26 protein-coding genes are annotated in these 25,074 nt (G+C 59.1%); 12 read left to right on the forward strand and 14 right to left on the reverse strand.

Features of this window, described 5'->3' with window-relative positions; genetic code table 11:
* Window positions 1-162: 162 nt before the first annotated feature.
* Window positions 163-537 carry an ArsR/SmtB family transcription factor gene (locus F3089_RS01765; RefSeq protein ID WP_202405740.1) on the reverse strand — a complete coding sequence of 125 codons (375 nt, stop codon included), beginning with the start codon at window positions 535-537 and terminating at the stop codon, window positions 163-165.
* 135 nt (window positions 538-672) lie between these two features.
* On the opposite strand from F3089_RS01765, the gene F3089_RS01770 reads away from it, so the two are divergent.
* The 3 genes from F3089_RS01770 to F3089_RS01780 all read left to right on the forward strand — a co-directional run bounded on the left by F3089_RS01770 (window position 673) and on the right by F3089_RS01780 (window position 3,475).
* Window positions 673-1,293, forward strand: coding sequence for a protein tyrosine phosphatase family protein (locus tag F3089_RS01770; RefSeq protein WP_192497247.1), 621 nt, complete (start codon window positions 673-675; stop codon window positions 1,291-1,293).
* Between the two features lie 237 nt (window positions 1,294-1,530).
* Window positions 1,531-2,586, forward strand: a complete 1,056-nt coding sequence (locus F3089_RS01775) for a maleylacetate reductase (RefSeq protein ID WP_151439127.1) — start codon at window positions 1,531-1,533, stop codon at window positions 2,584-2,586.
* A 43-nt stretch (window positions 2,587-2,629) separates the two neighbouring features.
* A complete protein-coding gene (locus tag F3089_RS01780) occupies window positions 2,630-3,475 on the forward strand; it encodes an intradiol ring-cleavage dioxygenase (protein ID WP_151439128.1) in 846 nt (281 codons plus the stop codon).
* 106 nt (window positions 3,476-3,581) lie between these two features.
* On the opposite strand, the gene F3089_RS01785 is transcribed toward F3089_RS01780, so the two are convergent.
* The 4 genes from F3089_RS01785 to F3089_RS01800 form a co-directional block, all read right to left on the reverse strand.
* Window positions 3,582-5,444, reverse strand: a complete 1,863-nt coding sequence (locus tag F3089_RS01785; protein WP_151439129.1) for an FAD-dependent monooxygenase — start codon at window positions 5,442-5,444, stop codon at window positions 3,582-3,584.
* A 43-nt stretch (window positions 5,445-5,487) separates the two neighbouring features.
* Window positions 5,488-6,429 carry a catechol 1,2-dioxygenase gene (gene catA / locus F3089_RS01790; protein ID WP_151439130.1) on the reverse strand — a complete coding sequence of 314 codons (942 nt, stop codon included), beginning with the start codon at window positions 6,427-6,429 and terminating at the stop codon, window positions 5,488-5,490.
* 62 nt (window positions 6,430-6,491) lie between these two features.
* Window positions 6,492-6,782 carry a muconolactone Delta-isomerase gene (catC, locus tag F3089_RS01795; RefSeq protein ID WP_151439131.1) on the reverse strand — a complete coding sequence of 97 codons (291 nt, stop codon included), beginning with the start codon at window positions 6,780-6,782 and terminating at the stop codon, window positions 6,492-6,494.
* A 12-nt stretch (window positions 6,783-6,794) separates the two neighbouring features.
* On the reverse strand, window positions 6,795-7,919 hold the full coding sequence (locus F3089_RS01800) for a muconate/chloromuconate family cycloisomerase (protein ID WP_151439132.1): 1,125 nt from the start codon (window positions 7,917-7,919) through the stop codon (window positions 6,795-6,797).
* A 106-nt stretch (window positions 7,920-8,025) separates the two neighbouring features.
* Between F3089_RS01800 and F3089_RS01805 the strand changes: the two genes are divergently transcribed.
* The gene (locus F3089_RS01805) at window positions 8,026-8,928 is read left to right on the forward strand and encodes a LysR family transcriptional regulator (RefSeq protein WP_151439133.1); all 903 of its coding nucleotides are present in this window, start codon (window positions 8,026-8,028) and stop codon (window positions 8,926-8,928) included.
* 66 nt (window positions 8,929-8,994) lie between these two features.
* Here F3089_RS01805 and F3089_RS01810 read toward each other — a convergent pair whose 3' ends face one another.
* Both F3089_RS01810 and F3089_RS01815 read right to left on the reverse strand, forming a co-directional pair.
* Window positions 8,995-9,306 (reverse strand): monooxygenase, encoded by a 312-nt coding sequence (locus F3089_RS01810; RefSeq protein WP_151439134.1) that lies wholly within the window; start codon window positions 9,304-9,306, stop codon window positions 8,995-8,997.
* Window positions 9,307-9,360: 54 nt separating this feature from the next.
* Window positions 9,361-10,308 (reverse strand): sensor domain-containing diguanylate cyclase, encoded by a 948-nt coding sequence (locus F3089_RS01815; protein WP_151439135.1) that lies wholly within the window; start codon window positions 10,306-10,308, stop codon window positions 9,361-9,363.
* 229 nt (window positions 10,309-10,537) lie between these two features.
* On the opposite strand from F3089_RS01815, the gene F3089_RS01820 reads away from it, so the two are divergent.
* On the forward strand, window positions 10,538-11,110 hold the full coding sequence (locus tag F3089_RS01820) for an acyl carrier protein phosphodiesterase (protein WP_151439136.1): 573 nt from the start codon (window positions 10,538-10,540) through the stop codon (window positions 11,108-11,110).
* Window positions 11,111-11,119: 9 nt separating this feature from the next.
* On the opposite strand, the gene F3089_RS01825 is transcribed toward F3089_RS01820, so the two are convergent.
* Complete coding sequence (locus F3089_RS01825; protein ID WP_151439137.1) at window positions 11,120-12,001, reverse strand: LysR family transcriptional regulator; 882 nt, start codon at window positions 11,999-12,001, stop codon at window positions 11,120-11,122.
* Window positions 12,002-12,114: 113 nt separating this feature from the next.
* Here F3089_RS01825 and F3089_RS01830 point away from each other — a divergent pair, with 113 nt between their 5' ends.
* The 4 genes from F3089_RS01830 (at window position 12,115) to F3089_RS01845 (ending at window position 15,060) form a co-directional block, all read left to right on the forward strand.
* A complete protein-coding gene (locus tag F3089_RS01830) occupies window positions 12,115-13,224 on the forward strand; it encodes an S-(hydroxymethyl)glutathione dehydrogenase/class III alcohol dehydrogenase (RefSeq protein WP_151439138.1) in 1,110 nt (369 codons plus the stop codon).
* Window positions 13,225-13,233: 9 nt separating this feature from the next.
* Window positions 13,234-14,076, forward strand: coding sequence for an S-formylglutathione hydrolase (fghA, locus tag F3089_RS01835; protein WP_151439139.1), 843 nt, complete (start codon window positions 13,234-13,236; stop codon window positions 14,074-14,076).
* 198 nt (window positions 14,077-14,274) lie between these two features.
* A complete protein-coding gene (locus tag F3089_RS01840) occupies window positions 14,275-14,649 on the forward strand; it encodes a DUF6746 family protein (protein WP_151439140.1) in 375 nt (124 codons plus the stop codon).
* 36 nt (window positions 14,650-14,685) lie between these two features.
* On the forward strand, window positions 14,686-15,060 hold the full coding sequence (locus tag F3089_RS01845; RefSeq protein ID WP_151439141.1) for an ankyrin repeat domain-containing protein: 375 nt from the start codon (window positions 14,686-14,688) through the stop codon (window positions 15,058-15,060).
* Window positions 15,061-15,087: 27 nt separating this feature from the next.
* On the opposite strand, the gene F3089_RS01850 is transcribed toward F3089_RS01845, so the two are convergent.
* The 3 genes from F3089_RS01850 to F3089_RS01860 all read right to left on the reverse strand — a co-directional run bounded on the left by F3089_RS01850 (window position 15,088) and on the right by F3089_RS01860 (window position 18,249).
* The gene (locus F3089_RS01850) at window positions 15,088-16,347 is read right to left on the reverse strand and encodes a sensor domain-containing phosphodiesterase (RefSeq protein ID WP_151439142.1); all 1,260 of its coding nucleotides are present in this window, start codon (window positions 16,345-16,347) and stop codon (window positions 15,088-15,090) included.
* A 484-nt stretch (window positions 16,348-16,831) separates the two neighbouring features.
* Entirely contained in the window at window positions 16,832-17,824 is a 993-nt protein-coding gene (locus tag F3089_RS01855; RefSeq protein ID WP_151439274.1) for a zinc-dependent alcohol dehydrogenase family protein, read from the reverse strand.
* A 98-nt stretch (window positions 17,825-17,922) separates the two neighbouring features.
* Entirely contained in the window at window positions 17,923-18,249 is a 327-nt protein-coding gene (locus F3089_RS01860; RefSeq protein WP_151439143.1) for a DUF6522 family protein, read from the reverse strand.
* Window positions 18,250-18,434: 185 nt separating this feature from the next.
* Between F3089_RS01860 and F3089_RS01865 the strand changes: the two genes are divergently transcribed.
* Window positions 18,435-20,078, forward strand: coding sequence for a methyl-accepting chemotaxis protein (locus tag F3089_RS01865; protein ID WP_151439144.1), 1,644 nt, complete (start codon window positions 18,435-18,437; stop codon window positions 20,076-20,078).
* A 3-nt stretch (window positions 20,079-20,081) separates the two neighbouring features.
* The gene (locus tag F3089_RS01870) at window positions 20,082-21,821 is read left to right on the forward strand and encodes a bifunctional diguanylate cyclase/phosphodiesterase (protein ID WP_151439145.1); all 1,740 of its coding nucleotides are present in this window, start codon (window positions 20,082-20,084) and stop codon (window positions 21,819-21,821) included.
* Between the two features lie 22 nt (window positions 21,822-21,843).
* Here F3089_RS01870 and F3089_RS01875 read toward each other — a convergent pair whose 3' ends face one another.
* Complete coding sequence (locus F3089_RS01875) at window positions 21,844-22,710, reverse strand: LysR substrate-binding domain-containing protein (RefSeq protein WP_151439146.1); 867 nt, start codon at window positions 22,708-22,710, stop codon at window positions 21,844-21,846.
* Between the two features lie 111 nt (window positions 22,711-22,821).
* On the opposite strand from F3089_RS01875, the gene F3089_RS01880 reads away from it, so the two are divergent.
* Window positions 22,822-23,706 carry an EamA family transporter gene (locus F3089_RS01880; protein WP_151439147.1) on the forward strand — a complete coding sequence of 295 codons (885 nt, stop codon included), beginning with the start codon at window positions 22,822-22,824 and terminating at the stop codon, window positions 23,704-23,706.
* 21 nt (window positions 23,707-23,727) lie between these two features.
* On the opposite strand, the gene F3089_RS01885 is transcribed toward F3089_RS01880, so the two are convergent.
* A complete protein-coding gene (locus tag F3089_RS01885; RefSeq protein ID WP_151439148.1) occupies window positions 23,728-23,925 on the reverse strand; it encodes a hypothetical protein in 198 nt (65 codons plus the stop codon).
* Entirely contained in the window at window positions 23,922-25,070 is a 1,149-nt protein-coding gene (locus F3089_RS01890) for a PepSY-associated TM helix domain-containing protein (RefSeq protein WP_151439149.1), read from the reverse strand. Before F3089_RS01890 ends, F3089_RS01885 begins: the two co-directional genes overlap by 4 nt.
* Window positions 25,071-25,074 lie beyond the last annotated feature (4 nt).

The raw sequence follows: 25,074 nt of genomic DNA on the forward strand, positions 1-25,074 counted from the left end.
GGAAGTTGCCGTCATCAAGGATGTGCCCAGTACCTGCTCCGTGTGCCCTCTCCCTTACTGCAGGGCAGGCTGATGGCGGTATTCCCGGATAAAGCCCCTGGCGGAGATCATGGAGCGCCAGTCTGTTACCCGCCAGTGCCGCGGCAGAGAAAGCGCGGGTGATCAGTCCTCCCCCCGACCTGTTGAATCGGGCGCGCAGTAGAGCTCGTACAAGCGGCTCATAAGCGCCACAATCCTCGGGTCGCGGATCCGGTAGAGCACCGACTGTCCCTCCTTCCTGAAGGTGACAAGGTTTTCATCCCTGAGACGTGCCAGATGCTGGGAGAGCGCTGACTGGCTGAGCGGTACACTGCTGTTGATAGACCCCACGGACTTCTCGCCCTCAGTCAGCGTGCACAGAATCATCAACCGGTTGGGGTTGGCGATCGACTTCAGGACCTGGGTCGCCTCGGCCGCGTGCTCAGCCATTTCATCCGGCGTAAGGGCGGATGTGTCGCTGAACTGCTGCAGGGTACTGGCGTAGTCGTCTGGTTCCATGTGTCGCTCCCCGGGTTTGGGCCCCAATTATACTGCGTTGAACGGCTCTTGTATTTGCATTGGATGCTCTTCAGTCTTTATATTAGAAATTATTAATATAGAGAAAGGAGAGAAACGATGATCAGGAATCGCGTGATGAAAGCAGCACTGCCCGTTGGTCTGGTGCTCACTCTCAGTCTGGGGGCCACAGGCTGTGCCCATTTCCAGGCAGACGATGCTGACCGTCATCAGGCATCCGTAGCGGAGAAGGTCGCCCAGCGGGGGCTGCCTTTCGATATCAGCCGTGATATCGGCTTGGCGCCATACGGTGACGAAATGACCCGAGCGGTGGGCAACTATAACCGCCCGGCGCCGTTCATCGGAACTGGTGGCCAGCTGGCCGATGGTGCGATGGCGGAGCTGAAGGGTATGGGCTTCAAAACGGTTGTGAGCCTGCTCAATCCCCGCGAAGGCCTGGAAGCGGAGCGTGAAGCCGCCCATGACGCCGGGCTGAATTTCTACAGCATCAGTGTCTCCAGCAAAGCTCCGACCGAAGAGCAGGTGCGAGAGTTCGCAGGGATCGTCTCCGCGACGGGCAATTACCCCATTCTCGTGCACTGCGCCAGCAGTAACCGGGTAGGCGCGATGTGGGCACTGTATCGCCATCAGATGGGCGTGCCGGCCGAGATCGCTCTGGAGGAAGGCAAGGCCGCCGGGCTGAAGACCAGCCGGGAGCCGGCCGTGCGTGAACGTCTCGGGCTGGCAGGTTCGCAGTAGCGGTCGCAAGCCGCGGGTCCGAAATATCGGAGGGGGGGGCAGGGTAACGGCCTGAAAGGCGGTTTTCCACGAGCTCCTCCAGGATCGTATTGGTCAGACGCATGATGGCATTGGGGGGAATCACTTCGAGCTCCATACCTCCAGGGTATTGTTTGGTACCCAATCAATATTGGTTGACGGCCCCAAATCCCCGTAGCTTGTGTCCTGCTCCTCTCTACCTTGGTTATGGGGTCTTATATGCAGGCGTTCACCTATAGTGCCAATCCCGCACATATTGTTTTCGGGGCAGGTAGCTCCAAGAGCGTGGCCGATGAAGTCCGTCGGTTGGGCGGTAATCGTGCACTGGTTCTCTGCACTCCTTCTCAAGAGGAAAATGCTCGACTGATCAATGCGCAGCTGGGTGAACTGGCGGGCGGGGTATTCAGCGGTGCGGTGATGCACACGCCGTTGGAGATTACCAGGCAGGCGATTGATGTCTATGAAAGGACTGGAGCTGACTGTCTGGTCGCGTTTGGAGGTGGCTCCACCATAGGGTTAGGCAAGGCGGTTGCTCATAGGACCAATGCAGTACAGATAGCAGTTGCAACCACCTATGCCGGATCCGAAGTCACTCCGATATTGGGCGAGACTGAAAATGGCGTAAAGACAACTGTCAGAGACGCTTCCATTCTTCCTGATGCGGTCATCTACGATCCCGAACTCACAGTTGATCTACCGGTGTCGACGAGTGTGACCAGCGGCCTGAATGCTATGGCCCATGCAATTGGAGGCCTGTATGCCAGGGATCGTAATCCCATTACAACCCTGATGGCCCTGGAAGGAGTCCAGAGCCTTAAGGAGGCGCTGCCGGTTATCGCTGACCGGCCTAACAATGTGGACGCCCGCAGTAATGCCCTATACGGGGCTTGGCTTTGTGGCAATGTGCTGGGCTCGGTAGGGATGGCTCTGCACCACAAGCTCTGTCATACCCTGGGTGGGAGCTTCGGTCTTCCCCACGCTGAAACCCACGCCATTCTGCTGCCCCACACCACGGCTTATAACGCCCGGTTGGCGGCAGATGTGCTGGCTCCGGCAGCAAAACTCTTTGGCGATGATCTTGCCGGGGGGTTATACGATTTTGCGGAGTCCATTGGTGCGCCACTGGCGCTTAAAGAGTTGGGCCTTGCTGAAGCCAATCTGGACAGGGCTGCAGACCTGGCAATGAAGAATGCTTACTGGAATCCGCGCACACTGGAACGCGGTGCGATCCGTGGGCTTTTGCAGTGTGCCTGGAGTGGAGACCGTCCTGGATGACCCAGGAGCACCTCTGAACACAACTACGTTAAAGGAATACGGCATGGCCTATATCGACAGTTTCACTGAGGAATGCTCCGCAGAGGCGGTCAATGCGCGCATAGACGAGGCTGTAGAGCCTCGTTTTCGTGAGGTTATGGAGTCATTGGTCAGACATCTTCATGACTTTGTTAAGGAGGTTGAGCTGACACAGCGGGAATGGGAAGTCGCGATCGACTTCCTTACCCGAGCCGGGCACATGAGCGACGACAAGCGTCAGGAGTTCATTCTGCTTTCGGATACCCTGGGCGTTTCAATGTTGGTTGACGCCATTCAACACCGTCGCCCGAGTGGAGCGACGGAGAACACCGTCTTTGGTCCCTTTCACCTGGACGGGGCTCCGGAGCGGGAGATGGGCGCCAATCTATCGCTCGATGGTAAGGGAGAGTCATGTCTCTATGCGGGGCGTGTTCTGGATCTCGATGGTAACCCGATAGAAGGAGTTCGGATCGACGTGTGGTCCGATAACAGTGATGGGTTTTACGACGTCCAACAACCAGATGAGCAACCAAAATGGAATAATCGCGGTGTCTTTACCACTGGTGCTGACGGACGCTATTGGTTTGCTGGCATCAAACCAGTTCCTTATCCGATTCCTGATGACGGTCCTGTTGGCCAGATGCTGTCATGTCTTGGGCGCCATGCCTGGCGGCCCGCTCACATGCATTTCATGCTTGATCACCCACAGTTCGAGCGTATCGTCACCCACACTTTTGTGTCAGGGGACCCTTACCTGACTTCCGATACGGTTTTCGGGGTCAAGGACTCGCTTATACTCAACTACCTTGAAAACACAGGAGGGGATACTCAGTGGAAGGCTAACTTCGATTTTGTGATGGTGCCGAAATAACCTGGCTCAAGGCCCTAAACAGTTTCTTCAGTGATGACCGGAGCCATCCTGACTCCGGTCATCATGGGCGCAGGTGCGTCACCGTCTCATGATTGAGAGGTGATGCTTAAGGATGGATTGCAGGGAAAACCCCACTGAGAAACGACGTCAGCTCCTTTGTGTCATCCAGAGGGAAGATGCCTGCTACGTACTGATCTGGACGTACGACCACCACAGCACCATTTCTGGAGATTGAGCGCTCTTCGAAGATGTCGTGATCCTCAAGGATACCGAAAGCATGCTCCATGTCCGTCAGCTGGAAATGGCCAACCTTGGGTTTGAACACGGACGGTACATCTGACATATCGAAGTCGGTGTAGGCTTGCTGATGGATCAGCTTGAGGTCGAAAAGCTCAGGAGACAGAGTTTTCTCCGCCCACTCTGACCAGTTCCTCAGAACTGGCGACTCTCCGGGCGCGGGCGTATCGGCGAATACATACACGCGCCAGCGACCATCAGCCGTGTGCTGGTGGCCGATGTGAAGAGGTACAAGGTCGCATATCCGACCTACCTCTGCCGACTTGAACCGGCGCCCCAGCGGGTACCCTGCTGCGAGATCTTGGTATCGGTGATCTGACGTGATCAGCGATGGTTCGTATTCCGTGAGGTAGCCGGCGTTGAATTCGGCGGTTTGCGTGTAGAATTTCTCCATTTCCTGTGGGTCCTGGAGCTGATCGTTCGATTCAGCCATGAGAGAGGACCACTGTTTGTCGAACTCGATGAGGCGGTATGCCACATCCCTGCGTTCGTCAGCATAGGTGTGCAACAGTTCCTCGGGGCTGTTGCCAGAAAGCACATGGCCCAGCTTCCAGGCAAGATTGAAGCCGTCCTGCATGGAAACGTTCATCCCTTGGCCTGCCTGTGCCGAATGGGTGTGGCATGCGTCTCCCGTAATGAATATGCGGGGATCGTTGCTGTCGGTTCGATCCGAGCTCCGATCATCGAAATCGTCCGTGATGCGGTGGCTGACCTCGTAGATCGAGTTCCATACCACGTGTTTAACATCCAGTTTATAGGGATGCATGATCTCCTGAGCTTTGGCGATCACATCCTCAAGTGGGGTTTGCCGGACGCCTCCACTATCGCCTTCAGCAACCTCTCCAAGGTTCACGTAAAGGCGGAAGAGGAATCCACCTTCGCGGGGGATCAGCAGAATGGAATGGCCATTGTTGGCTTTAATGGTGCATTTCTTGCGCACATCAGGGAAGTCTGTATCTGCGAGCACATCCATGACACCCCATGCCTGATTGGCCTGGTCGCCACGGAGCCTGTATCCCAATGACTTGCGAACATTGCTACGCGCGCCATCGGCTCCAACTACGTATTTGGTATGTACCTTGAGCTCGCTGCCTTCGTCAGGGCCTGCTGATCGGCGGAGTGTGACGGTGACTGGATATTCAGCGTTCTCATCTTCAGAGACCTCAAAATCAACGAACTCATAACCGTAGTCCGGCTCCATTCGAGTAGGAGCGTTCTTCATGAAACGGTTGAAGTGATCAATGATACGCACCTGCGTGATGAGCATCATGGGCCATTCACTGAATTTGGTTGGAAGCTCCCGGACACTGCTCTCACGAGCGACGTTCCGGGGATCATCAGGATCCGGTTTCCAGAACGCCATGTCCGTTATGGTGTGTGCTTCCTCATATATTTCATGGGCAAACCCGAATGCCTGGAAGGTCTCCATGGTCCGGGAATGGACGCCGTCGGCATTGGCCAGTTCCAGGCGGTGGCCGCGCTTCTCTATCATGCGTGTATTGATATGCGGGAACTGTGACAATTGTGCTGCCGCGATTGAGCCAGCAGGCCCACAGCCCACGATGAGAACATCCATAGTCTCTGGCAGGTCCTGGGGGCGATCAACCCCCACACCCTCAGCCGGCATAGTGAGAGGATCGCCGGTTTGATAGCCCGAAACGTGAAACTGCATGGGAAAACTCCTTACTTGTTTTTGTACTGGTTATGTCGTGTATTCAGCTGTTGGTCTCTTCCTGGGCCCGCGGGCGTTCGTGGCGGGTCTGCAGTGATTCGTCCTCGGTCGCCACCAGCTGCACATCGAAGCGCACTTCCTTGTAGGGGACTTCGAGACCATTGGCGCGGATTGTCTCCGGATCGTCGATTCTTACGGCATCCCGGACGAGTTCACCGCGGGTCGCGAAGGCGAAGTCGTCGTAGGTGTAATCGTCATCCGACAGGTTGATCTGGGTCGTCAGGTGCTTGTACCCGGGCCGGGAAATGAAGAAGTGGATATGCGCCGGGCGCTGGCCGTGGCGGCCGACCAGGCTGAGCAGCTTCTGGGTGGGGCCATCCGGGGGGCAGCCATAGCCTGAAGGAATAATGCTGCGGACCTTGTAGCGCCCATCACTGTCCGTGCGGATGCGCCGGCGCAGGTTGTAGTCACTCTGGGAGGGATCAAAGTAGGAATAGGCTCCCTTGCTGTCCGCATGCCAGATATCCACCACCGCGCCTGGCAGGGGCTGACCGTTCTCATCGGTTACCTGGCCGGAGAGGATCATGGTTTCGGCCTGGGTATCGGTGCCGTCATCCATGCGGTCATAGCCATCCTTGAGAGGTGCACCGGCCACATAGAGCGGCCCCTCAATGGTGCGCGGCGTCCCCCCATCGCGGCCAGCCTGTTCGTCCTCGGCATCCATGCGGATATCCAGGTACCGGTCAATGCCCAGCCCCGGGGCAACCAGGGCCGCCTCGCCACTCTGGCCCAGTTCGCCAACGTAATAGACCGCGCGCCAGAGCTCTTCCGGTGTGACATCAAAGTCCTCAACGATCTGAAAAAGGTCGTGCATCACCCGGTGCAGGATCTGTTTGACCCGCTCCTGGCCCTCCGCCTGATCGAAGCCGGCAACCTTATGGAGCAGCTCTCTGACGTCGTCTGTGTGCATTGTGCTGACTGACATGGTTTTCTCCTCGCGTCTTTTATTGTTGTCTGGCAACAGGTATTAACCGGGAACGGCCGCGCTCAGCGGTCGTCCTCGTGGATGGATGACGGGTGGCGGTTAAGCGCCGTCACTTCGATATCCATGTAGGGAAACAGCGGCAGGCCGCTGATCAGTTCGTGCAGCTCCTGGCTGTCCGTGACATCAAAGATGCTCACGTTCGAGTAGGTGCCACTCACCCGCCACAGGTGCCGCCACTTGCCCTGCTGCTGCAGCTCTTGGGCATAGGCTTTCTCCCGGCCCTTGATGGCCTGGGCGGTGGCATCCGGCATATCCGCCGGCAGATTCACGGTCATCTCAACCTTGAACAGCATCGTTTTGCTCCTTCAGACGCTCTGGCGCCGGTATTCGCTGAGTTTGCCCTCATCGATCCCGACACCCAGTCCGGGACCGCAGGGAAGGGCCACGCCGTTGTCGTGGAAGGTCAGGGGGTGGTCGACGATGTCGTCCTTCATGAGTAACGGACCGAACATCTCCGTGCCCCAGTGCAGTGGTTCGAGGGTGGACCAGGCATGCAGGGCGGCGACCGTACCTATAGTGCCCTCGAGCAGCGTGCCCCCATACAGACCGATGCCGGCCGAGCGGGCCACCACAGCCTGCTCCAGGGCCCGTGCCGGGCCACCGGCCTTGCCGATCTTCATGGCCACGGCGCCGCCGAAACCGGCAGCGGCAAGGTTGTAAAGATCGGTTCCATCAGCCACGGATTCATCCGCAAGGATCGGGATCTGGAACTTCTCGGCAAGCCGCACCAGCACAGCGGGGTGCCGCCTGGAGGTCGGCTGTTCGACGAGGTCAACACCGGCCGCCTGAAGCTCTGCCATGCCGCGCGCTGCTGTCGCCTCGTCCCAGGCCTGATTCACATCAACACGGATGCTGGCGCGGTCACCGACAGCCTTCTTGATGGCCGCAACATGACGGACGTCCTCCATGAGCGCACCGGACCCAATCTTGAGCTTGAAATCGCGATGCCATCCGCTTTCAAGAAGCGTCCGCGCTTCATCGATATCGCGTTCGGTATCCCCGCTGGCGAGAGTCCAGAGCACGGGTATATGGGAATGGACCGCGCCACCCAGCAGCACGGACAAAGGCTGGTTGAGCCGCTTCCCCTGCAGGTCCAGCAACGCCGTCTCCACACCGGAACGCGCCAGCTGATTGCCACGGATGACAGCATCCAGCCTTACCTTTAGGGTATTGATACTGTCCAGTGACTGACCAAGCAGCCAGGGAGTGATGTAGTGATCAATGGTCAGCTTGATCCCCTCAGGGCTTTCCGGGCCGTAGGCGAGTCCGCCGATGGTGGTGGCTTCACCCAGGCCCTGGCAGCCATCCGAATCGGTTACGCGCACGATCACCATGGTCTGAAGCCCCATGGTTGTCATGGACAGCCTGTGGGGCCTGATGGTCGGGATGTCGACCAGTATGGCCTCGATGGACTGGATGGTGGCCTGCATTGGCGACTCCGCAACAAAACTGAAGAATGTCTGACATCCAAGCTACGATGGTTGAAGCTGCCCGACCAATATTGATTAAGTAGTAAGGAATACCTTGGAGGTATGGATGGAGCTGAGGCACCTGAGATATTTCGTTGTCGTGGCGGAGGAGCTGAACCTGACGCGGGCATCAGAGAAGCTGTTCATCGCGCAGCCACCGCTGACACGACAGATACGGCAACTGGAGGATGAGGTTGGAGCACCGCTGTTCCATCGCCACTCAAGAGGGCTGGTTCTGACCGAGGCGGGTCAATATTTCCTCGATCAGGCGCGCCAGATACTGGGACGGATCGATGCGGCAACGGAGGACGCGCGGCGCATCGCGCAGCATGGCAAGACCATCTTCGGCATTGGTTTTGTTCCGTCAGTGTTCTATGGACAGCTGCCAATGATGGTCCGGCGCCTGAGGCGTAATCAAAATCTGGAAATCGTACTGGAAGAGAGTAAGACCCGGGAGCAGGTGGAGGCGCTCAAGGCCGGAAGGATTGATATCGGATTTGGAAGGCTGCGCATCGACGATCCGAACGTGGAGCAGGAGGTGCTTTCCAACGAACCAATGTTGGCCGCTCTGCCGGCATCTCACCCCTTGGCCGAAGGTTCGCCCTCCATGGCGGAATTGTCCGGAGTGCCAATGCTCACGTTTCCCAGCGGTCCGGGTCCTAACCTCGCCGATTTGATGCTTGGCCTGTTCCACCGTCGAGGCCTGCGCGTTAACGTGGTCCAACAGGTCAACGATGTGCAGACCGCACTGTCTCTCGTCGCGTCCGAATTGGGATTTACCTTGGTTCCCGAACAGGTCCAGTGCCTTCATCGGGATGGAGTGTGCTATGTCCCGCTCGCGGACGACGACATTACGATACCTGTTATCGCGTCTCGCCGCCGGGGTGAGCCGCCGAGCGCAATCATGCGACTAACCAACACCATCCTCGATGATTTTTTTGATAACCGCTTGTTTGGTCGCGATCCGTGAATCAAATAAGCCGGTTGTTGTGAGAAAACACCCAAACCTGCTTGAGTAATAGATGATGTGCCGTCTCTAGGCGGGGCCAACGGGCCCATCATCAATCGCGGTGAGGGCCTCGTTGACCCGGAACAGCTTGGCGTTCACCTCTGTGATGCCGAACGCCTCGAGCCGGGCCCGGTGCTTCTCAAGGTAGGCCCGGGCGCTGGCGTCATCATGGAACAGGTAGATCCCACCGGCCTCGTTGGTTTCCGGGTTCTCGGTCCATATCTTCCAGATGAGGCCGGGCTCCTCGGCGATAGAGATGGCCAGATCCTTCATGGCGTCGGTCATGCCCTCACCAAAAGGGCCGGGGAACGGGAAGTCGATCTGTAGCAGTGTTTTCATTACACGCTCCTGCCGATGACTGGATGCTGTGGTTAATGTTAGCAGTGCGGGGCTTTATGGCGTCATCTGCCCGGGGTGCCCTTCGCCCTGGGATTCAATCCTGTTGCGTCCGTTGGCTTTTGCCAGATAAAGCATGTCATCAGCCTGTGCAACCAGCTGGTCCATGTCCGAATCCGTGGTGGGGACAATAGATGTCAGCCCGATGCTGGCCGTGAGGTACTTCTCGGTGGGCGAGTGTATGTTGAGAATCCTTGAATCACTCAGGTTCCGAAGGAACTGGTTCAGCAGCTGCCTTGCCTGTTCCTGTGCCGTGTCACCCCAGATCAGAGCGAATTCCTCACCACCGTATCGGGCGCAGAGATCGCTTGGCCTGTTCACGGTTTCCTGTAGAAGGGCGGCCGTCTGGCGCAGGCACTCGTCCCCCACCTGATGGCCATAGGTGTCATTCAGCAGCTTGAAGTGGTCCAGATCCACAATGGCGAGACTGATCGGTTTCCCGAGCCTCATACACCGGCGGCATTCCTCATGAAGGAAATCGTCAAAGGCGCGGCGATTGGGGATGCCGGTAAGCCCGTCGATTCTCGCCAGCGCGCTGACTTTTTCCTCGGCAAGTTTCCGTTCAGTGATGTTGTGGTGGACGATCACGAAGTAACCAGCCTCGTTCAGCTGGAGTGGGGCGACCCGCATCATGAACCAGCGTTTTTCATCAGGACTGTGGCAGGGGTATTCAAGATAGAATTCAGGTTGGCCGCCATTCAGGACACTCCGTATGCCCTCAGCGGCATTCGCGCCGAATTCATCCCCCATGGCGGATGCCTTGTCACACTCCGCGAGGTAATTCAGTGTTTGCCAGTCATCGCCGGACATACAGGCATTGTTGCTGTTACCGAAAGCGCTCCAGGATCTGTTCACGTACTGAATATCGCCAGCCGGATCAATGACCACGATGTTCTCGTTAATGGAATCAAGTATCGCGTGTAAGAACCCCGGTGTGTGTTCCACTATCAGCTTCCTTCAGGACTGGGGCAGCAACGGGACATAAGTGGATACGCTTCCCTCAGATTGGTGGTCCCTGACGTTCTGATTGTATTGTCGCTTCTGTCGCTGCCCAGCGCCACCCGGGCGATGGAGATGGCGAGCCTGTATGCATCATCAATTATATTGGGCTGGAAGCCATCTTTATCGGTGACGGTCAATTGCCGTCGGCTCCCGGGGCGGGCACCATGGACATATGAATCATCTCGCGCATGTTTTCCTGGCCCCGGATACGCCGCAGGCACGCGTTGGCAGTATCATGGGCGACTTCTGCCGGGGCATCGCCATGGATCAGCTGCCTGGCAATGTCCGCCGTGGCGTTGAGCATCATCTTGCGGTTGATGGGTACACGGACCGTCATCCGCAGGTCTGTGCCAGCAGGCGCCTGTTTTCCCCGCAGCGTCGCCGCTTTGCGGGCGTCGCGCTCGACATCCTCTATGACCATTATCTTCTCAAGCATTGGAACCGGTTCTCGGATGTGGATGCTGATCGCTTTATCCGGATGGTCTACCAGGAGCTGCCCGAGCACGAACACCTGATGCCCCGGCGGATGCTGTGGGTCACCCGCCGAATCACTGAGGACGACTGGTTCGGCCATTATCGTCGACTCGACAACATCGGCTACGCGCTGGATCGCGTCGCCGGGCGCATCCGGTTCCCCAACCGGTTTGGCGGTATTATTGAGGAAATCGAACGCCACAATGAGGAGCTGGAAGCACGTTTTCTCGGGTTTTTCCGGGAGTTGCAGCGTGACGCCAGAGAACTCTGAGGTGAGGCGTCAGTTGGGATAGTCACTCATGTTCGCCACCAGAAAATCCACGAACTGCCGTACTTTCGGGGAGATGTGCCGGTGTCGCGGGTAGACCACCCAGACAGCGGTGTGAGTGCACATGTAATCATCCAGTACCGAGACAAGTCGGCCACTGGCCAGATCCTCCCACACGTAGTAGTCCGGTAACTGGGCGAGCCCCAGGCCCTTGCGGACCGCGTCCAGAAGGGCCTGCCCGGAATTTCCCCGCCAGTTGCCATGAACCCTTACAGAGCGGTGCTGCTGTCCAACGTCGAAGCTCCAGTGGTCGTTGGAGCCCAGCAGGCAGTTATGCGCCGACAGTTCGTCCAGTGTCCGGGGAGTCGGGTACTGCCGCAGATATTCCGGCGACGCCACAACGTACTCATGACGTTGGCACAGACGCCGCCCGATCAGTGATGAACTCGGCATGGAACCGGCCCGGATGCCCACGTCAAACCCTTCGCTGACAATATCCACCCAGCGGTTGGTGAACTCCTGATCGACCGTCAACTGAGGGTGTTGCTGTAAAAAGTCGTTGACCAGTGGCGCAATGTAGCGCTCCCCGAAGGTGGCGGCACAGGTCAGCCTGAGCACGCCACTGGGCCGTTGCTGGTAATCACCAATGGCGTTGAGCGCTTCCTGGAAGCCGTCGAACAGGTGCGAGCAGTGGTTGAAGTACACCTCGCCCGCGTCCGTGAGCCTGAGCTGGCGGGTCGTGCGGTACAGGAGCTGGGTGTCGAGCTGGGTCTCCAGACGCGTGACCAGCCGGCTCACGTGGGAACTCGAAACGTCGAGTTGACGAGCGGCGTTGGCGAATGACCCCTGGCGGACCACCTGAACGAACGCCTCGATCCGGTCCCAGTGTTGCATTGTTGCTCTCCAGCAATAATCCCTTGCCGTATGGTGCCTTAAAGCGGTGATTGTTGGTACCTATACTGAGTCAACTGAAACGCAACCAACCATCGCCTTATTGGAGAATAATCATGAAATCCCGTGCAGCGCTTGCCATGGAGGCCAACAAGCCTCTGGTTCTCGAGGAAATCGATGTGCAGGGCCCGAAGCAGGGCGAAGTCCTGGTGCGCATGGCCGCCACCAGTGTCTGCCACACTGATGCCTATACGCTCTCCGGCGCGGATCCCGAAGGCCTGTTCCCCTCCGTTCTGGGCCATGAAGGCGCTGGCGTGGTTCAGGAGGTCGGTCAGGGCGTGACCAGCCTGCAGCCTGGTGACCACGTTATTCCGCTCTATACGGCGGAATGCGGTCAGTGCAAGTTCTGCCGTTCCGGCAAGACCAACCTCTGCAGCGCCGTGCGGGCGACCCAGGGGCAGGGCGTGATGCCCGACGGCACCTCGCGTTTCTCCCTCAACGGCAAGCCGCTGCACCATTACATGGGGTGCTCAACCTTCAGTGAGTACACGGTGCTGCCGGAAGTCTCCCTGGCCAAGGTCTCGAAGGAGGCGCCGCTGGACAAGATCTGCCTGTTGGGCTGTGGTGTCACAACCGGCATTGGTGCCGTGCACAACACGGCCAAGGTGGAACCGGGCTCGACCATCGCGGTATTCGGTCTCGGCGCCATCGGCCTGGCCGTGATCCAGGGCGCGCAGATGATCGGCGCTGAGCGGATCATTGCCATTGATGTGAACCCGGAGAAGTTTGACCTGGCGCGCCAGTTCGGCGCGACCGACTTCGTGAACCCCAACGACTACGACGACCCCATCCAGCAGGTCATCATCGACCAGACCGACGGCGGTGTGGACTACTCCTTTGAGTGCATCGGCAATGTGAACGTCATGCGTTCCGCCCTGGAGTGCTGTCACAAGGGCTGGGGTGAGTCCATCATCATCGGCGTTGCCGGCGCCGGCGAGGAGATCAGCACCCGGCCCGTGCAGCTGGTTACCGGGCGCGTCTGGAAGGGCTCCGCCTTCGGTGGTGTGAAGGGGCGCAGTGAGCTGCCCACCTATGTGGATGACTACATGAAGGGCAAGGTGAAGATCGACGAGTTCATCACCCACAACATGCCCTTCGAGCAGATCAACGAGGCGTTTGAGCTGCTGCACCGTGGCGAAAGCATCCGTACCGTGCTGCATTACTGAGGAGTACCCATGACCGACACACTGGAACTGGTTTCGGAAAACAAGAGCTTCGGCGGCTGGCTTCGGCGGTACCGCCACCGCTCGGAGGTTCTCGACTGCGATATGGTCTTCGGGATCTACCTGCCACCGCAGGCGGAAAGCCAGTCCATCCCGCTGCTCTGGTGGCTCTCGGGCCTCACCTGCACGGATGAGAACTTCATGCAGAAAGCCGGCGCGCACCGCGTGGCGGCGGAGCTCGGGATGGCGATCATCTGCCCGGACACCAGCCCGCGCGGTACGGATCTGCCCGGCGAGCATGAAAGCTACGATTTCGGATCCGGCGCTGGCTTCTATGTTGATGCCACCGAAGCGCCCTGGAACCAGCACTATCACATGTACAGCTATGTAGTGGATGAGCTGCCGGACCTGGTGCACAACGCCTTCCCGCTCAGCGGGCAGGAGGCCATTTCAGGGCACTCGATGGGCGGGCATGGTGCCCTGGTCTGTGCCCTCCATAATCCCGAGCGCTACCAGTCCGTTTCCGCGTTTGCGCCCATCTGTCACCCGGTTAACTGCCCCTGGGGCGAGAAGGCGTTCGGGGGCTACCTGGGCGATGACCGTGACGCCTGGAAGGTATGGGATGCCAGTGAGCTGATCCGCTCCCATGGCACGGCGCACTCGGTGCTGGTCGACCAGGGGAATGCGGACAACTTTCTTGAGGCGGGCCAGCTCCAGCCCGAGGCCCTAGAGGCTGCCTGCACCGAGGCCGGTGTTGATCTGAACCTGAGGTACCAGCCCGGGTACGATCACTCCTATTTCTTCATCGCAAGCTTCATCGAGGACCATCTCCGGTTCCATCACGCCCGCATGTAACCTCCGAAGGCGCTTTGATGCCACCTGCCCGTGCAAGCGCACGGGTGGGTACTGACCTCCGTTCCTGCTGACTCTGGATCCTTTTAATCTTTCGCTATCGAGGTGTTAGTCAAGCACAAAGATTCAGTGGTTCTAATGTTAGAATAATCTGATATATTGCCTGCTGCGTTGAATGAAAAATCACGTCTGGGAGGCGCTATGAAAATATTGGCCCGGTATGCTGTTGTTCTCTCACTGGGGTTGAGCGTGCTGAGTGTCAGCGCGGAGGATCAGCCGGATCACTTTGAAGGCAAGGATTCTGAGACTCTGGAGGAGGCTATTGAGAATCTTGAGTCGTCAAGTGAGCGGATGGAAGAACTTCTGGAGGAAGAAGATCTGCGCGGTTCGCCGATGGGTGAGATTCACAGGCTGACCTATACGCTTGAGAAAGCAATGGCAAAAATCCGTGAGGAGACCGGTTTGATGGCTGAGGATCTTGAACAAGCGCATCTTGGGTCGGAAGCTGGTGATGTGGAGCGCGTTCGGCGCTATGGGGAGAAGTTCCTCGAGAAAGCTGAGATCCTGGCGGATTGAAGCGTTGCGCACCCAGTAATAACCGGTTGATCCGCTGTGACGGTATTTGAGCGCTGGGCTGGGCTCTGGGGCGCTGTTCTGATGCTGGCGGTTTTCGCTGGCATGGCGTTCTGGCTTTTCAGCGATACGGATCTGGAAAGTCGTGATAATCGGGGGCGTACACCGCTGATTGTGGCGGCAGAAGAGGGCGATGCCGTACGTGTACGGCAGCTGCTTGAGCGAGGCGCCAGGATTGAGGCGCAGGACAGCTGCCAGTGGACGCCACTTATGAGGGCTGCTTCCCACGGGCATCTGCCAATCGTCAGGACACTGCTGGAGCACGGTGCCTCGGTCAATCATCAGGGCGAGATTGGATTCAGTGCTCTGATGGCTGCGGCCATGATCGAACTTCTTCTCGACGCTCGATCATGAGCTCTCCGCAATGCAGTGCCAGACGCTCTAGATATGATGCGGAAGGTGGTGGTGAGACCCCGGAAACGCCTGTTCCGGATGGATATCGAGGCACAGGATCCGGTAGCCGTAATACGTGAAGGTCATGTGTGAAACGGTGACCGTCCTCGCCGAATCCGGGAGTGCCACATAAGGGCGTGACAGATGGATCTCGCCGGGCCTGTTCGTCGCACTGCGGAAGTATTCCCGGTGAGACCAGCTGGCGCCCTCGGCGCTCAGGAGAGGGTTGAATGCGGCGCCCCTGCTTGCATAGCCGGCGGCGAAGGCGGTCTCGCCCTGTTGCACGCCCCGGGTGTCCAGCAGGTAGCACCGTTTGGCGCCAGGGCTCGTGAGCAGATGCGTTGCGGCTTCTGCGAGGGCAGTGCCACCAGCGATCTGGTGACAGGTCTCAAGCACCTCGTGACGCAGGTTCCGCAGGCACTGGATCTGCTCCGATTCCTGCTGGTCATTCAGGGCCGTAAAGTGTTGCTGGGCCAGGAAAAGCCGCGGTTCCGCTTCCGCCGAGGCCGTTCTCAGTTCAGTACGGGGATGGCTGTACCAGAATCCCTGGTAGAAATCCGCCTCGGATTCCCAGGCAAGGGCTGCCTGTTCGCGGGTTTCCAGTCCCTCCACAAGGACCAGGCTGCCGTTCTCGCGGATCATCCTGATCAGGCTCAGGAAGAGTCTGGAAGCGCGGGCGTTCTCGGCGGCGTGGACCACCATCGTCCTATCCATTTTCACGATGTCCGGGCGGATGCGCCAGATCCGTTCGAAGTGGGCATCACCGGCGCCGAAGTCATCAATCGCGATCCGGAATCCGTGGTTCCGGCACCCGGCCACGAACCGTGCCAGCGCTTCCTGGTCACTGACGGCGTCTTCCACGATCTCGAGCACAATCCGGTCGCAGGAGAGGCCGGACTGGTGTACGAGTTGCGCCAGGATATCCGGTGCGGTGCGCGAATCCACCACGCTTGCCGCGCTCAGGTTCAGGAACAGCCATGCATTAGGCCTGGTTTTCGCATAGGTGCGGAGCGCCTGTTGCCAGAGAACGATATCGAGACAGGGCTCATCGCCCTCTGATTCGGCTTCCGAGAACAGGACTGCGGGTGAGACCGGATCGTTGCAGCGGCGGGCCCTGGCCAGTGCCTCGAAGCCAACGGTCCGACGGTGCGTTGGGCTGACGATCGGCTGGAATTCACAGGAAAGCTCGAAATCCCCAAACCATGGGCAGGCAGCTGCCCTGTTCGTACATACAACCAGTGAGATCATTCATCGGGTTTCGCCTTGGATTCTCCAGTCAACGACGATTCAATGAATAAGCAACAGAAGTACCAGGCAGGGCGGGGCAATGTTTCTGTTTGTTACCTGTGTTGCTGGGGCTTGAGGGGTTTTCCTTATTATTCATTTTTTTGGCTGTGCCTGTTGATCTTTTTTCGGGGCTGTTATTTGGGTGATAAACACTTGGAGTCTGTATGTCTGCTGCAACAATCCGTGGATCTCGGGGATTTAGTGAAATCGCGTAAAGCGGTCATGGGGCCGTGTTCCAAAAAGGTGCACGGTGCATGGGGCCGGTGCATATTTCATCGAGGAAAATCTCAGAGTGCATCTGGCGGGCAAGTGTTCGAAGGGGATCCTTCGGGGATCAGCAGCAACAGGTGCCGGTTACACGGACGCTGGTCCAGGACCCCGAGATCCTGCTTCTGGATAAGCTTATGTCAGAACACCTGATCGTATAGACGTGATCGCTGAGCCCCTATGGGGTCAGCACCGCCGCACCGGCGAACCGTCCTTCCCTCAGATCCTCAAGGGCCTGGTTGGCCTCGCCGAGCGGGTAGGCGTGCACTTCGGTGCGCACGGGGACTCTGGGTGCGACCTCGAGGAAGGCGCGACCATCCTCACGGGTGAGGTTGGCGGTTGATTTCAGGCTGCGTTCTTCCCACAGCAGGCCATAGGGAAATGAGGGAATATCACTCATGTGAATGCCGCCGCTGACCACGCTGGCCCCACGATCCACGTGCTTCAGGGCACTGACCATCAGTTCACCCACCGGGGCAAAGACGAGCGCGGCATCCAGAACGTCTGGTGGATCCTCGGTGCTTGAGCCCGCCCAGACGGCACCCAGGTCCCGGGCCAGCTTCTGCGCCTGTTCATCGCCGGGGCGGGTGAACGCGTACACGGACTGGCCGTACCAGCAGGCGATCTGGCACAGAATATGGGCGGCGGCGCCAAAGCCATAGATACCGAGCCGCTGGATGGTCTCGCCGCCCGCAAGGCGCCATGTGCGGAAGCCGATCAAGCCGGCACACAGAAGAGGCGCAATATCCAGCGCTTCGGCTTCCGGCGGCAGGGGATAGCAGTAGGGCGCGTAGGCAAGGGCGTATTCCGCGTAGCCGCCATCCAGCGTGTAGCCTGTGAACCGGGCCTGCTCGCAGAGGTTCTCCTGGCCGCGGCAGCAGTAACGGCAGGTGCCGTCGGTGTGGCCGAGCCAGGGAACACCCACGCGGTCCCCGACCTGAAGATCGGTAACGTCATTACCGGCAGCAACCACTTTTCCCACAATCTGGTGCCCGGGGATCAGTGGCAGTGAAGGCTCCGTGAGCTCGCCATCAAGAATGTGCAGATCCGTCCGGCAGACACCACAGGCCTCAACTCTGAGAAGGACCTGATCCGGTTGGCTGATCTCTGGAACGGGCAGTTGACGGTGCTGCAGTGCCTGGCCCTGATGCTCCAGCACCATGGCGTTCATTGTCTGCGGGAGCTGATTGTGCTGACCCATGATGTTGCCTCATTCAGGATGGGTTGTACCCAGATCTAAAGAATACGCGGTGCCCGGTCAATCACCGCTCAGTCGTCCAGCAGCTGCATCAGAGAGGGTTTCACCGGGCGCTGGGAGTCCGGAGGGGGTGTGGTCGGCGTCAGGCGGCCATCCACCTCCAGGATCATGCAGGCCTGTTGCTCACCGTAACGCGCAGTCAGCCGCATCCGGCCAGCGTCCTCTCCTTCACCTTTCTCCACAAGCGTTCGCACAGCGCCGGACTCAATAGCGCGAGTCAGTGTCTCCAGGTCAATGTTCAACCACTCCGCAAGCGTGGCTGCATCAATGACCGCATCGCCGTTATCGATGCTGATGGAAGCGGTTTCGTGCATATCGGGGTCCTGTTCACTTGTCATAACGGTGCCGTCACGTCATTGGAACACAGCTCTGTCCGCCCATGAAGATGCGGGCCCGTGTTTGAGTAGAGGTCCTGATTGTCGCGTGAAATGTAAAAACATGTTCGCCCCCGTCAATCTGCAACAGAATCGTCACACAGCATCCCTAATCTCTTCGCCCGATCAGCAGTCGTTAAGGAGTCCCCATGCTGGGAACCGTGCGAGGTCGGATCCTCCTGTTTGCGTTTCTGTCACTCTTTGCCCTTTCGGCCCTGGCGACGCTTTCCTGGGTCATCATAAACCGGGCGGAGACCGCCTCTGAGCAGCTGGTACGGAACAATCTGAAGGAATCCTGGCTCCTGGAGGATTTCCAGAGAGACATGCGGGATCTGCAGGACCTCTCCTTCCGGATTAAGGGGCAGATGCTGCTCTGGGATGAGATCGGGCAGACGTTCCAGCGCCTGAAGGAGAGGATCCCGGAGCACTGGCAGGCCATTAAGCAGCACCCTGAACTGTCCGGCTGGGCAGAGGATAACGCCGAGCATTACGCGCGTGTCCTCGAACTGATCGAGGCCATGCGTCCGGCCATTGAAGACAGGAGCTACTACGAGGCCGGCAAGGTCATCGACTTCAGGCTGTTTTCGGCGATGGATCCCATCCTGAAGGCGATTTCAGCACGCCAGGAAGCAAGCCGGAATTCCATTGATGAGGGGAGCATCGAGCTTCTCGGCTTCCTCGAAGTCCAGAAGAGGCGGGTCATCATTGGGTCAGTGGGATTTCTCGCCGTGATCGTTGGCATGACGTTCTGGCTCAGGCACAGCGTGATCCGTCGACTCCGGCAGCTGGCGGCGGATCTGGAGATGATGGAGCAGGAATCGGATCTGACACGACGACCCGCGGTCCGGGGAAGGGATGAGGTCGCTGGCGTCACCCGGGCGTTGACGTCACTGATCACCAGGTTCGAGGACTTCATCGGTGGGATCCGGGATGTGTCCGCGCGTGTGGATCAGCGCTCAGCCACGCTGGAAGCTCAGGCCGGTGAGGTCCAGGCGGCTGCAGGCCAGACCAGCGAGCAGATCCGGGACGTGAATCACTCCATGGAGGCGATGACCACACAGGCCTCCGAGATTGAGGATGCCACATCCAGGTCCGAGGCTACGGTGCGTGAAGCAGTGGCCGCCAACAGCGAGGTTCAGAGCGCTCTGAAGAGCAGTGAAAAGGGGGCTGAGCACACCGTGGAGGTGATCACACGGGTGGCGGATTCGGTCCAGGTTTTCCGGGACTCCATTGCCCGCATTGAGAAGGTCAGTGGTGTCATAGCGGACATCGCGGAGCAGACCAATCTCCTGGCCCTGAATGCGGCCATTGAGGCGGCCAGGGCCGGAGAGCACGGGCGCGGGTTCGCGGTTGTTGCCGATGAAGTCCGGACCCTGTCCCAGCGCACTTCGGAATCAACCACCGAGATCCAGCAGTGGATTGGGGAGCTGGTGGGCGCGTTCTCGGATGTTGATGGGCTTCTCGAGGAAATGCGCAGTGCCGGCACCCACAATCAAGACAATCTGCAGTCTCTGAAGGCCCACCTGGAGCAGCTGGGGGACCGCTTCACGGAGCTTGAGCGCTGGAGTGCCGGTATCAGTGAGTCCGTGGCGCTCCAGCGCCATGAGATTGAACAGGTTGAGAACCGCATTGGCATGCTTGATGACAGTTCGGATGCCCTCGGGCGGAGTGTTTCCAGAGCGCTTGAGATCAGCGAGGCGCTGAGACAGGAATCCGGGCGTATGCGCAGCCTGATTGCAACCTTCCGTGTTTCCGGGAACCCGCATGAATCCACCCAGGCCGTTATGGAGTAGGTTATGGGCTTTGAGCAGCTTGAACAGGAACTGGAGAATCTGCTGGGACAGGGTGGCATCCAGACACTGTTCCAGCCGATCGTGGATGCCAGGGAGGCTCTGGTGGAAGGCTATGAGGCCCTGAGTCGAGGGCCCTCGGACAGCCCCCTGCATCCCGCGTCGGTTCTGTTTGAAACGGCGGAGCGCTGTGGCCGGACACTGGAGCTGGAAAACCTCTGCCTGCGCACCACCCGCGCCAGCTGGACCTCCACACGCAGAACCCAGAAGCTGTTCGTCAATGTCAGCCCCGACAACCTTCTGCCCGGTGCCTACGAGCATCGCTTACTGGAGGCGTTGCTGGAAGACGGCGCCATTGCGCCCGGGCAGGTGGTGGTTGAGCTGTCGGAGCGTTATCCCGCCCTCGACATGGAAGAACTCAAACGCTCCCTGACCTGGCTGAAGCAGTCCGGTTTCCAGGTGGCGATTGATGATCTGGGCGCCGGCTATTCCGGGCTCAAACTCTGGTCCGAGGTTGAGCCTGATTACGTGAAGATCGATCGGCATTTCGTGCGTGATATCCATGAGGATCTGGTCAAGCGAGAATTCGTTCGCTCGGTGATGCAGCTCTCCTCAAGGCTCAATTGCCGTGTTGTCGCAGAGGGCGTTGAGCGCAATGGCGAACTGGAACTGCTGCGAGACCTGGGAGTGCGCTATATCCAGGGGTTTCTTTTCGGTCGCCCGCGCAGCGTTGCCAATGCGAATCTGGAGCCACTCAAGGCAGTCAGCAGGATGCCGGAAAACGGCACTGTGAGCGCAGCGAGTCTGGTCCATCATCCGCCCACGCTGCATGGTGACAATACGCTGGAGGAGGCCTGGACGATGCTGCAGGCCCAGGCGGGTGTCTTCGCCCTGCCGGTGTTGGACGATGATGGCCGGGCGCTTGGACTGATCCACAAATGGCAGATTCTTGAGGCGTTCGGGTCAACGTTTGGTCGGTCGCTGAACGAGAAGAAACCCGTTAAGCAGATGATGAAATCCGATGCGCTGCTCTTTGAGCACGACCAGCCACTGGAGGAGCTGAGTCGGCGCCTGACCGAGGATGAGGATGACTACCTGCGCCAGCATTTTCTGGTAACGCGTGACGGGTTCTACGAGGGCATGGGAGCAACCCGGGCATTGCTCAAGCGCATGACGGAACAGCGTATCGAGAAAGCCCGTTACGCCAATCCGCTGACCCTGCTGCCTGGCAATGTCCCGATCCACGAGGAGATCGAGTCCCGCCTCGCAGAGGGTGCCCCGTTTCTGATGATCTACTTTGATATCAACGCCTTCAAACCCCTCAATGACCATCTGGGCTTCAGAACAGGCGACCGCCTGATCGTCCTGCTCGGGAGGCTTCTACAGCAGTATTTCGGGAAGGAAGGCGATATGGTTGGCCATCTCGGCGGGGACGATTTCATCGTCTTCTGTGACGATATCGATCATACGGTCTGCAGCAGTACGGCCGTGATGGACACCTTCAATGCTGAGAGCCGTTCTGTGTACCGGGATGAAGACAGGTTCAGAGGCTTCGTCAGGGCAGAGGACAGAGGAGGACGTGTCTGTAATTGGCCCCTGGCGACGCTGGCGGCGGGTGTTATCCGTGTGTCTCCAGAGTCAGTGATGGATACAGAAGAGGTTGTTCATAGGGCCGCGGAAGCCAAAAAGGCCTCGAAGCCCGCTGAATGGTGCGACACCACTCCTGAACTCTGCCAGGTGAGCTGACAGATCGGAGCCTGGGGAGTCGCTACTGCTTGTCGGAACCCACGTGTTCGCGTATCAGCTCCGCCAGCTGCCTTGCGGGCTCCGATGGCCGGCCTGGGGCGCGGTGCAGGGTGATCTCCACGGAGGGAAGCGCGGGGAGGCCGCTTTTCTCGTCCAGGGCCCTGAGTTGTGGATTGAGCATGTCACGGGTAATGAGTACCACGGCAAGCCCTGCCACGACGACGGGCATCAACCCCGTCATGGACTGGCTTGAGTAGGCAAGGCGCCAGTGCCGACCTGCAGAGCCCAGAGCGTATTCGGCTACCTCCCGGAAAACGTCTGCGCCGGGGCTGTACAGGGCCAGGGGCAGGGGGTCCACCAGCGACGGTTGCTGGTTGGCACCCACAGCCCAGACCAGGGGATCCCGGCGGATTACTTCGCCGCCCGGTGAGTGGGTCTGGCGGGTGACCACCGCGAGGTCCAGCTCCGAGGCCTGTACCTGTCTGGCCAGATCGGTACTGGCGCCACAGATCACCTTCAGCTGCATGGCGGGGTACATCTGATGGAAATAGGCCAGTGCGGGCGTGAGCAGAAACGCGTAGTCCTCGGGAATACCCAGGGTGAGACTCCCGGTGACCGTGCGCGCCTTCATATCGTTCAGCGCCTCGTTGTTGAGGGTCAGAAGCCGCCTTGCATGGCCAAGAAGCCTTTCTCCCTCGGGCGTGAAACGGATCCCCCGCCCCTCTTTCTCATGCAGTGTCACGTCGAGCATGGACTCAAGCCGGTGGAGCTGCATGCTCACCGTTGACTGGGTATAGCTGAGCCGTTCGGCAGCGGCCGTCACCGTTCCGGTGTCGGCCACGGCCAGGAATGTCTGCAGGAGGTTGAGGTCCAGTACGGGTGCTCTCATATATCACAAACCTTGATGGATTAATTCAAATAAAATTGTTTTTGTGATCATTATGCTGGCCATAGACTGCTCCTGTCACTGAAAGGTTGTGAGAGGTCAAGGAGGTAGTTCATGCAGGTATTGAGCACTCAGAGAATGCCGTTGCCCGTCGGCCCGCTTGCGGGTCTGTTCGCTGTTGTGCTCTGGGCGTCAGCGCCGCTGTTGATTGATCTGGCGACGACCATTCCACCCCTGCGGCTGACCACGATTGCGCTGCTCGCGGGGTCGCTGGCTGCACTTCCTCTCAGCCTGGGGAAAAATTCCAAAGCGGAAATCCCGCCCGGCTTTGAAGCGATCATCTATGGGGTCATCCCGCTTCTGGTGCTGGGTGCTGTTGGTTCCTATCTGGTCGGGCTGGGAATGGCGCCGACGGCGGAAGGGGCATTGATCACCTACACCTGGCCGGTGATGTTCGTTCTGATCAGCCAGTGGTTCACCCATGGCCGGCTGTCGGGGCCGGTGCTGGGAGGAGCAGCCATTGCCTTTGGCGGCGCCGCACTGCTTCTGGCGCCGGATGCCCTGAGTGGCGGGCTTTCCGGCAATATGGCCGGGTATGCGTTCGCATTGATCGCCGGTTGCTGTTGGGCGCTTTACTCCTGGCTGTGCCAGAAAACATCCGTGACGCTAACTCCGTTCATGCCTACGATCTTTCTGATCGCGGCCATCGTGGCTGCCGCGATGGGGGTTGTGCTTGAGCCTGAAGTTGTTTCCCTTCCCTACAGCGGCATTGCCGCGGGCGCGGCCCTGGGGTTGGGACCCTACGGCGTTGCCATGGTTGCCTGGGATGTCGCCATCCGCAACGGACCCACAGGACTGGTGGGCAGTCTGGCCTACGGCGTCCCGGTTCTGGCGGCATTCTTTTTGGTGGTGGCGGGGGTTGCAGCCCCCAGCTGGGAACTGCCGGCGGCCGCTTTGCTGGTAATAATCGGCTCCATTGTCGCCCGAAAGGACACCTGAGCGGACTGGCGGCCAAGGGAGTCAACGGGCTCTGTAGTGCAGGGTGTAGGCGGTTACGAGCGCCGGTACACCCAATCCGACCCAGGAGAGAAGGTTCCAGATGCCTTCACCCATCAGCGCTGATGCCAGCCCGATGAGGCTCGCCAGCGCGATCCAGATGGGAGCTGCAAAGATCCTCCAGAGTGATCGGTGATTGCGGGTCGTGTTCTTATGGCTCATGAGGTTGCCGTAAGAGAGGGGGAGTTCGCTTCCCGGGAGTCGCGGATCTCGCTGGTAACGGGGCGCCGGCGGGAGGCCCAGAGATAGAGCCCGCTGCCGAGCACCACGATGGTGAGTACATCGAGTACCGCCCACAGGATCTTCAGCGGCAGCCCGCCGTAATCACCGAAATGCAGGGGGCCGGACAGGGCCAGGGTCTTCACGTACCAGGGCATTTCCCGCATGGCGGTGAACTCACCTGTGCGGGCATTGATCAGCGCCGGCGTGATCAGGTGCTGGGTCAGGGAGGTGTTGCCGTGCAGAAAGACCGCGTAATGGAAGTCCGTGGACCACATGCCGCCCGGGAAGGCCACGAACTGCAGCGTTTTATCCGGCGCGGCCTTAACGGCCTCGTTTACTGCTGAGTCCAGAGAGGCCATCTCCCCCGGGTCCGGCACGCTCTGGTCGTCGTAGCCCTGCGCCAGGTCCGCAAGCGACTGCTCCCGCCAGGTATCCAGTATCGGCGTTGACAGGGTATTGACCACCCCGGTCAGGGTCACGACGGCCAGCCAGGCGATAGTGATCACCCCCAGCAGATTATGGTAGTCCAGCCATTTGATGCGGCGCGTTTTGCTCTTTCGGACGGTGCCGAAATCCAGTTTCCGCATGAACGGCGCATAGAGCACTACCCCTGAAACGATGGCCAGGAACAGCAGGACGCCCATCGCACCCAGGAAGAGCATGCCGGGCAGTCCCAGGAACATGTCGGTATGCAGTTGCAGGATGAAATCCATGACGCCGTTTTCGTGAGCCGGGACGGTCTCGCCGCTGGTCCGGTCATAGGAGGCGAAGTGCATATCCCCGGCGGCTGCATCGGGGCTGGGGCCAGTAGTGACGTTGACCACTGGCCGCTCCTTGTCGAAGCTCATGAACAGCGGGGTGCCGCCCGGTTGGCTCTCCAGCGCGATCGACAGGATCCGGTCAAGTGGCAGCAACTCGCCATTGGGGTTCGCCGGTTGCCACTGCTGGGTATCCAGCGCCTCGTCGATCTCGTCGTGAAAGATCAACGGCAGCCCGGTGATGCAGAGCATCAGGATGAAGGCGGTGCAGATCAGGCTGGTCCATTTGTGGATGCCTGACCAGACACGGATGGTTCGTTGCTGCATTGGG

Origin of the sequence: Halospina sp. K52047b, assembly GCF_008709855.1 — a bacterium.
GTDB lineage: Bacteria > Pseudomonadota > Gammaproteobacteria > Pseudomonadales > Oleiphilaceae > Halospina > Halospina utahensis_B.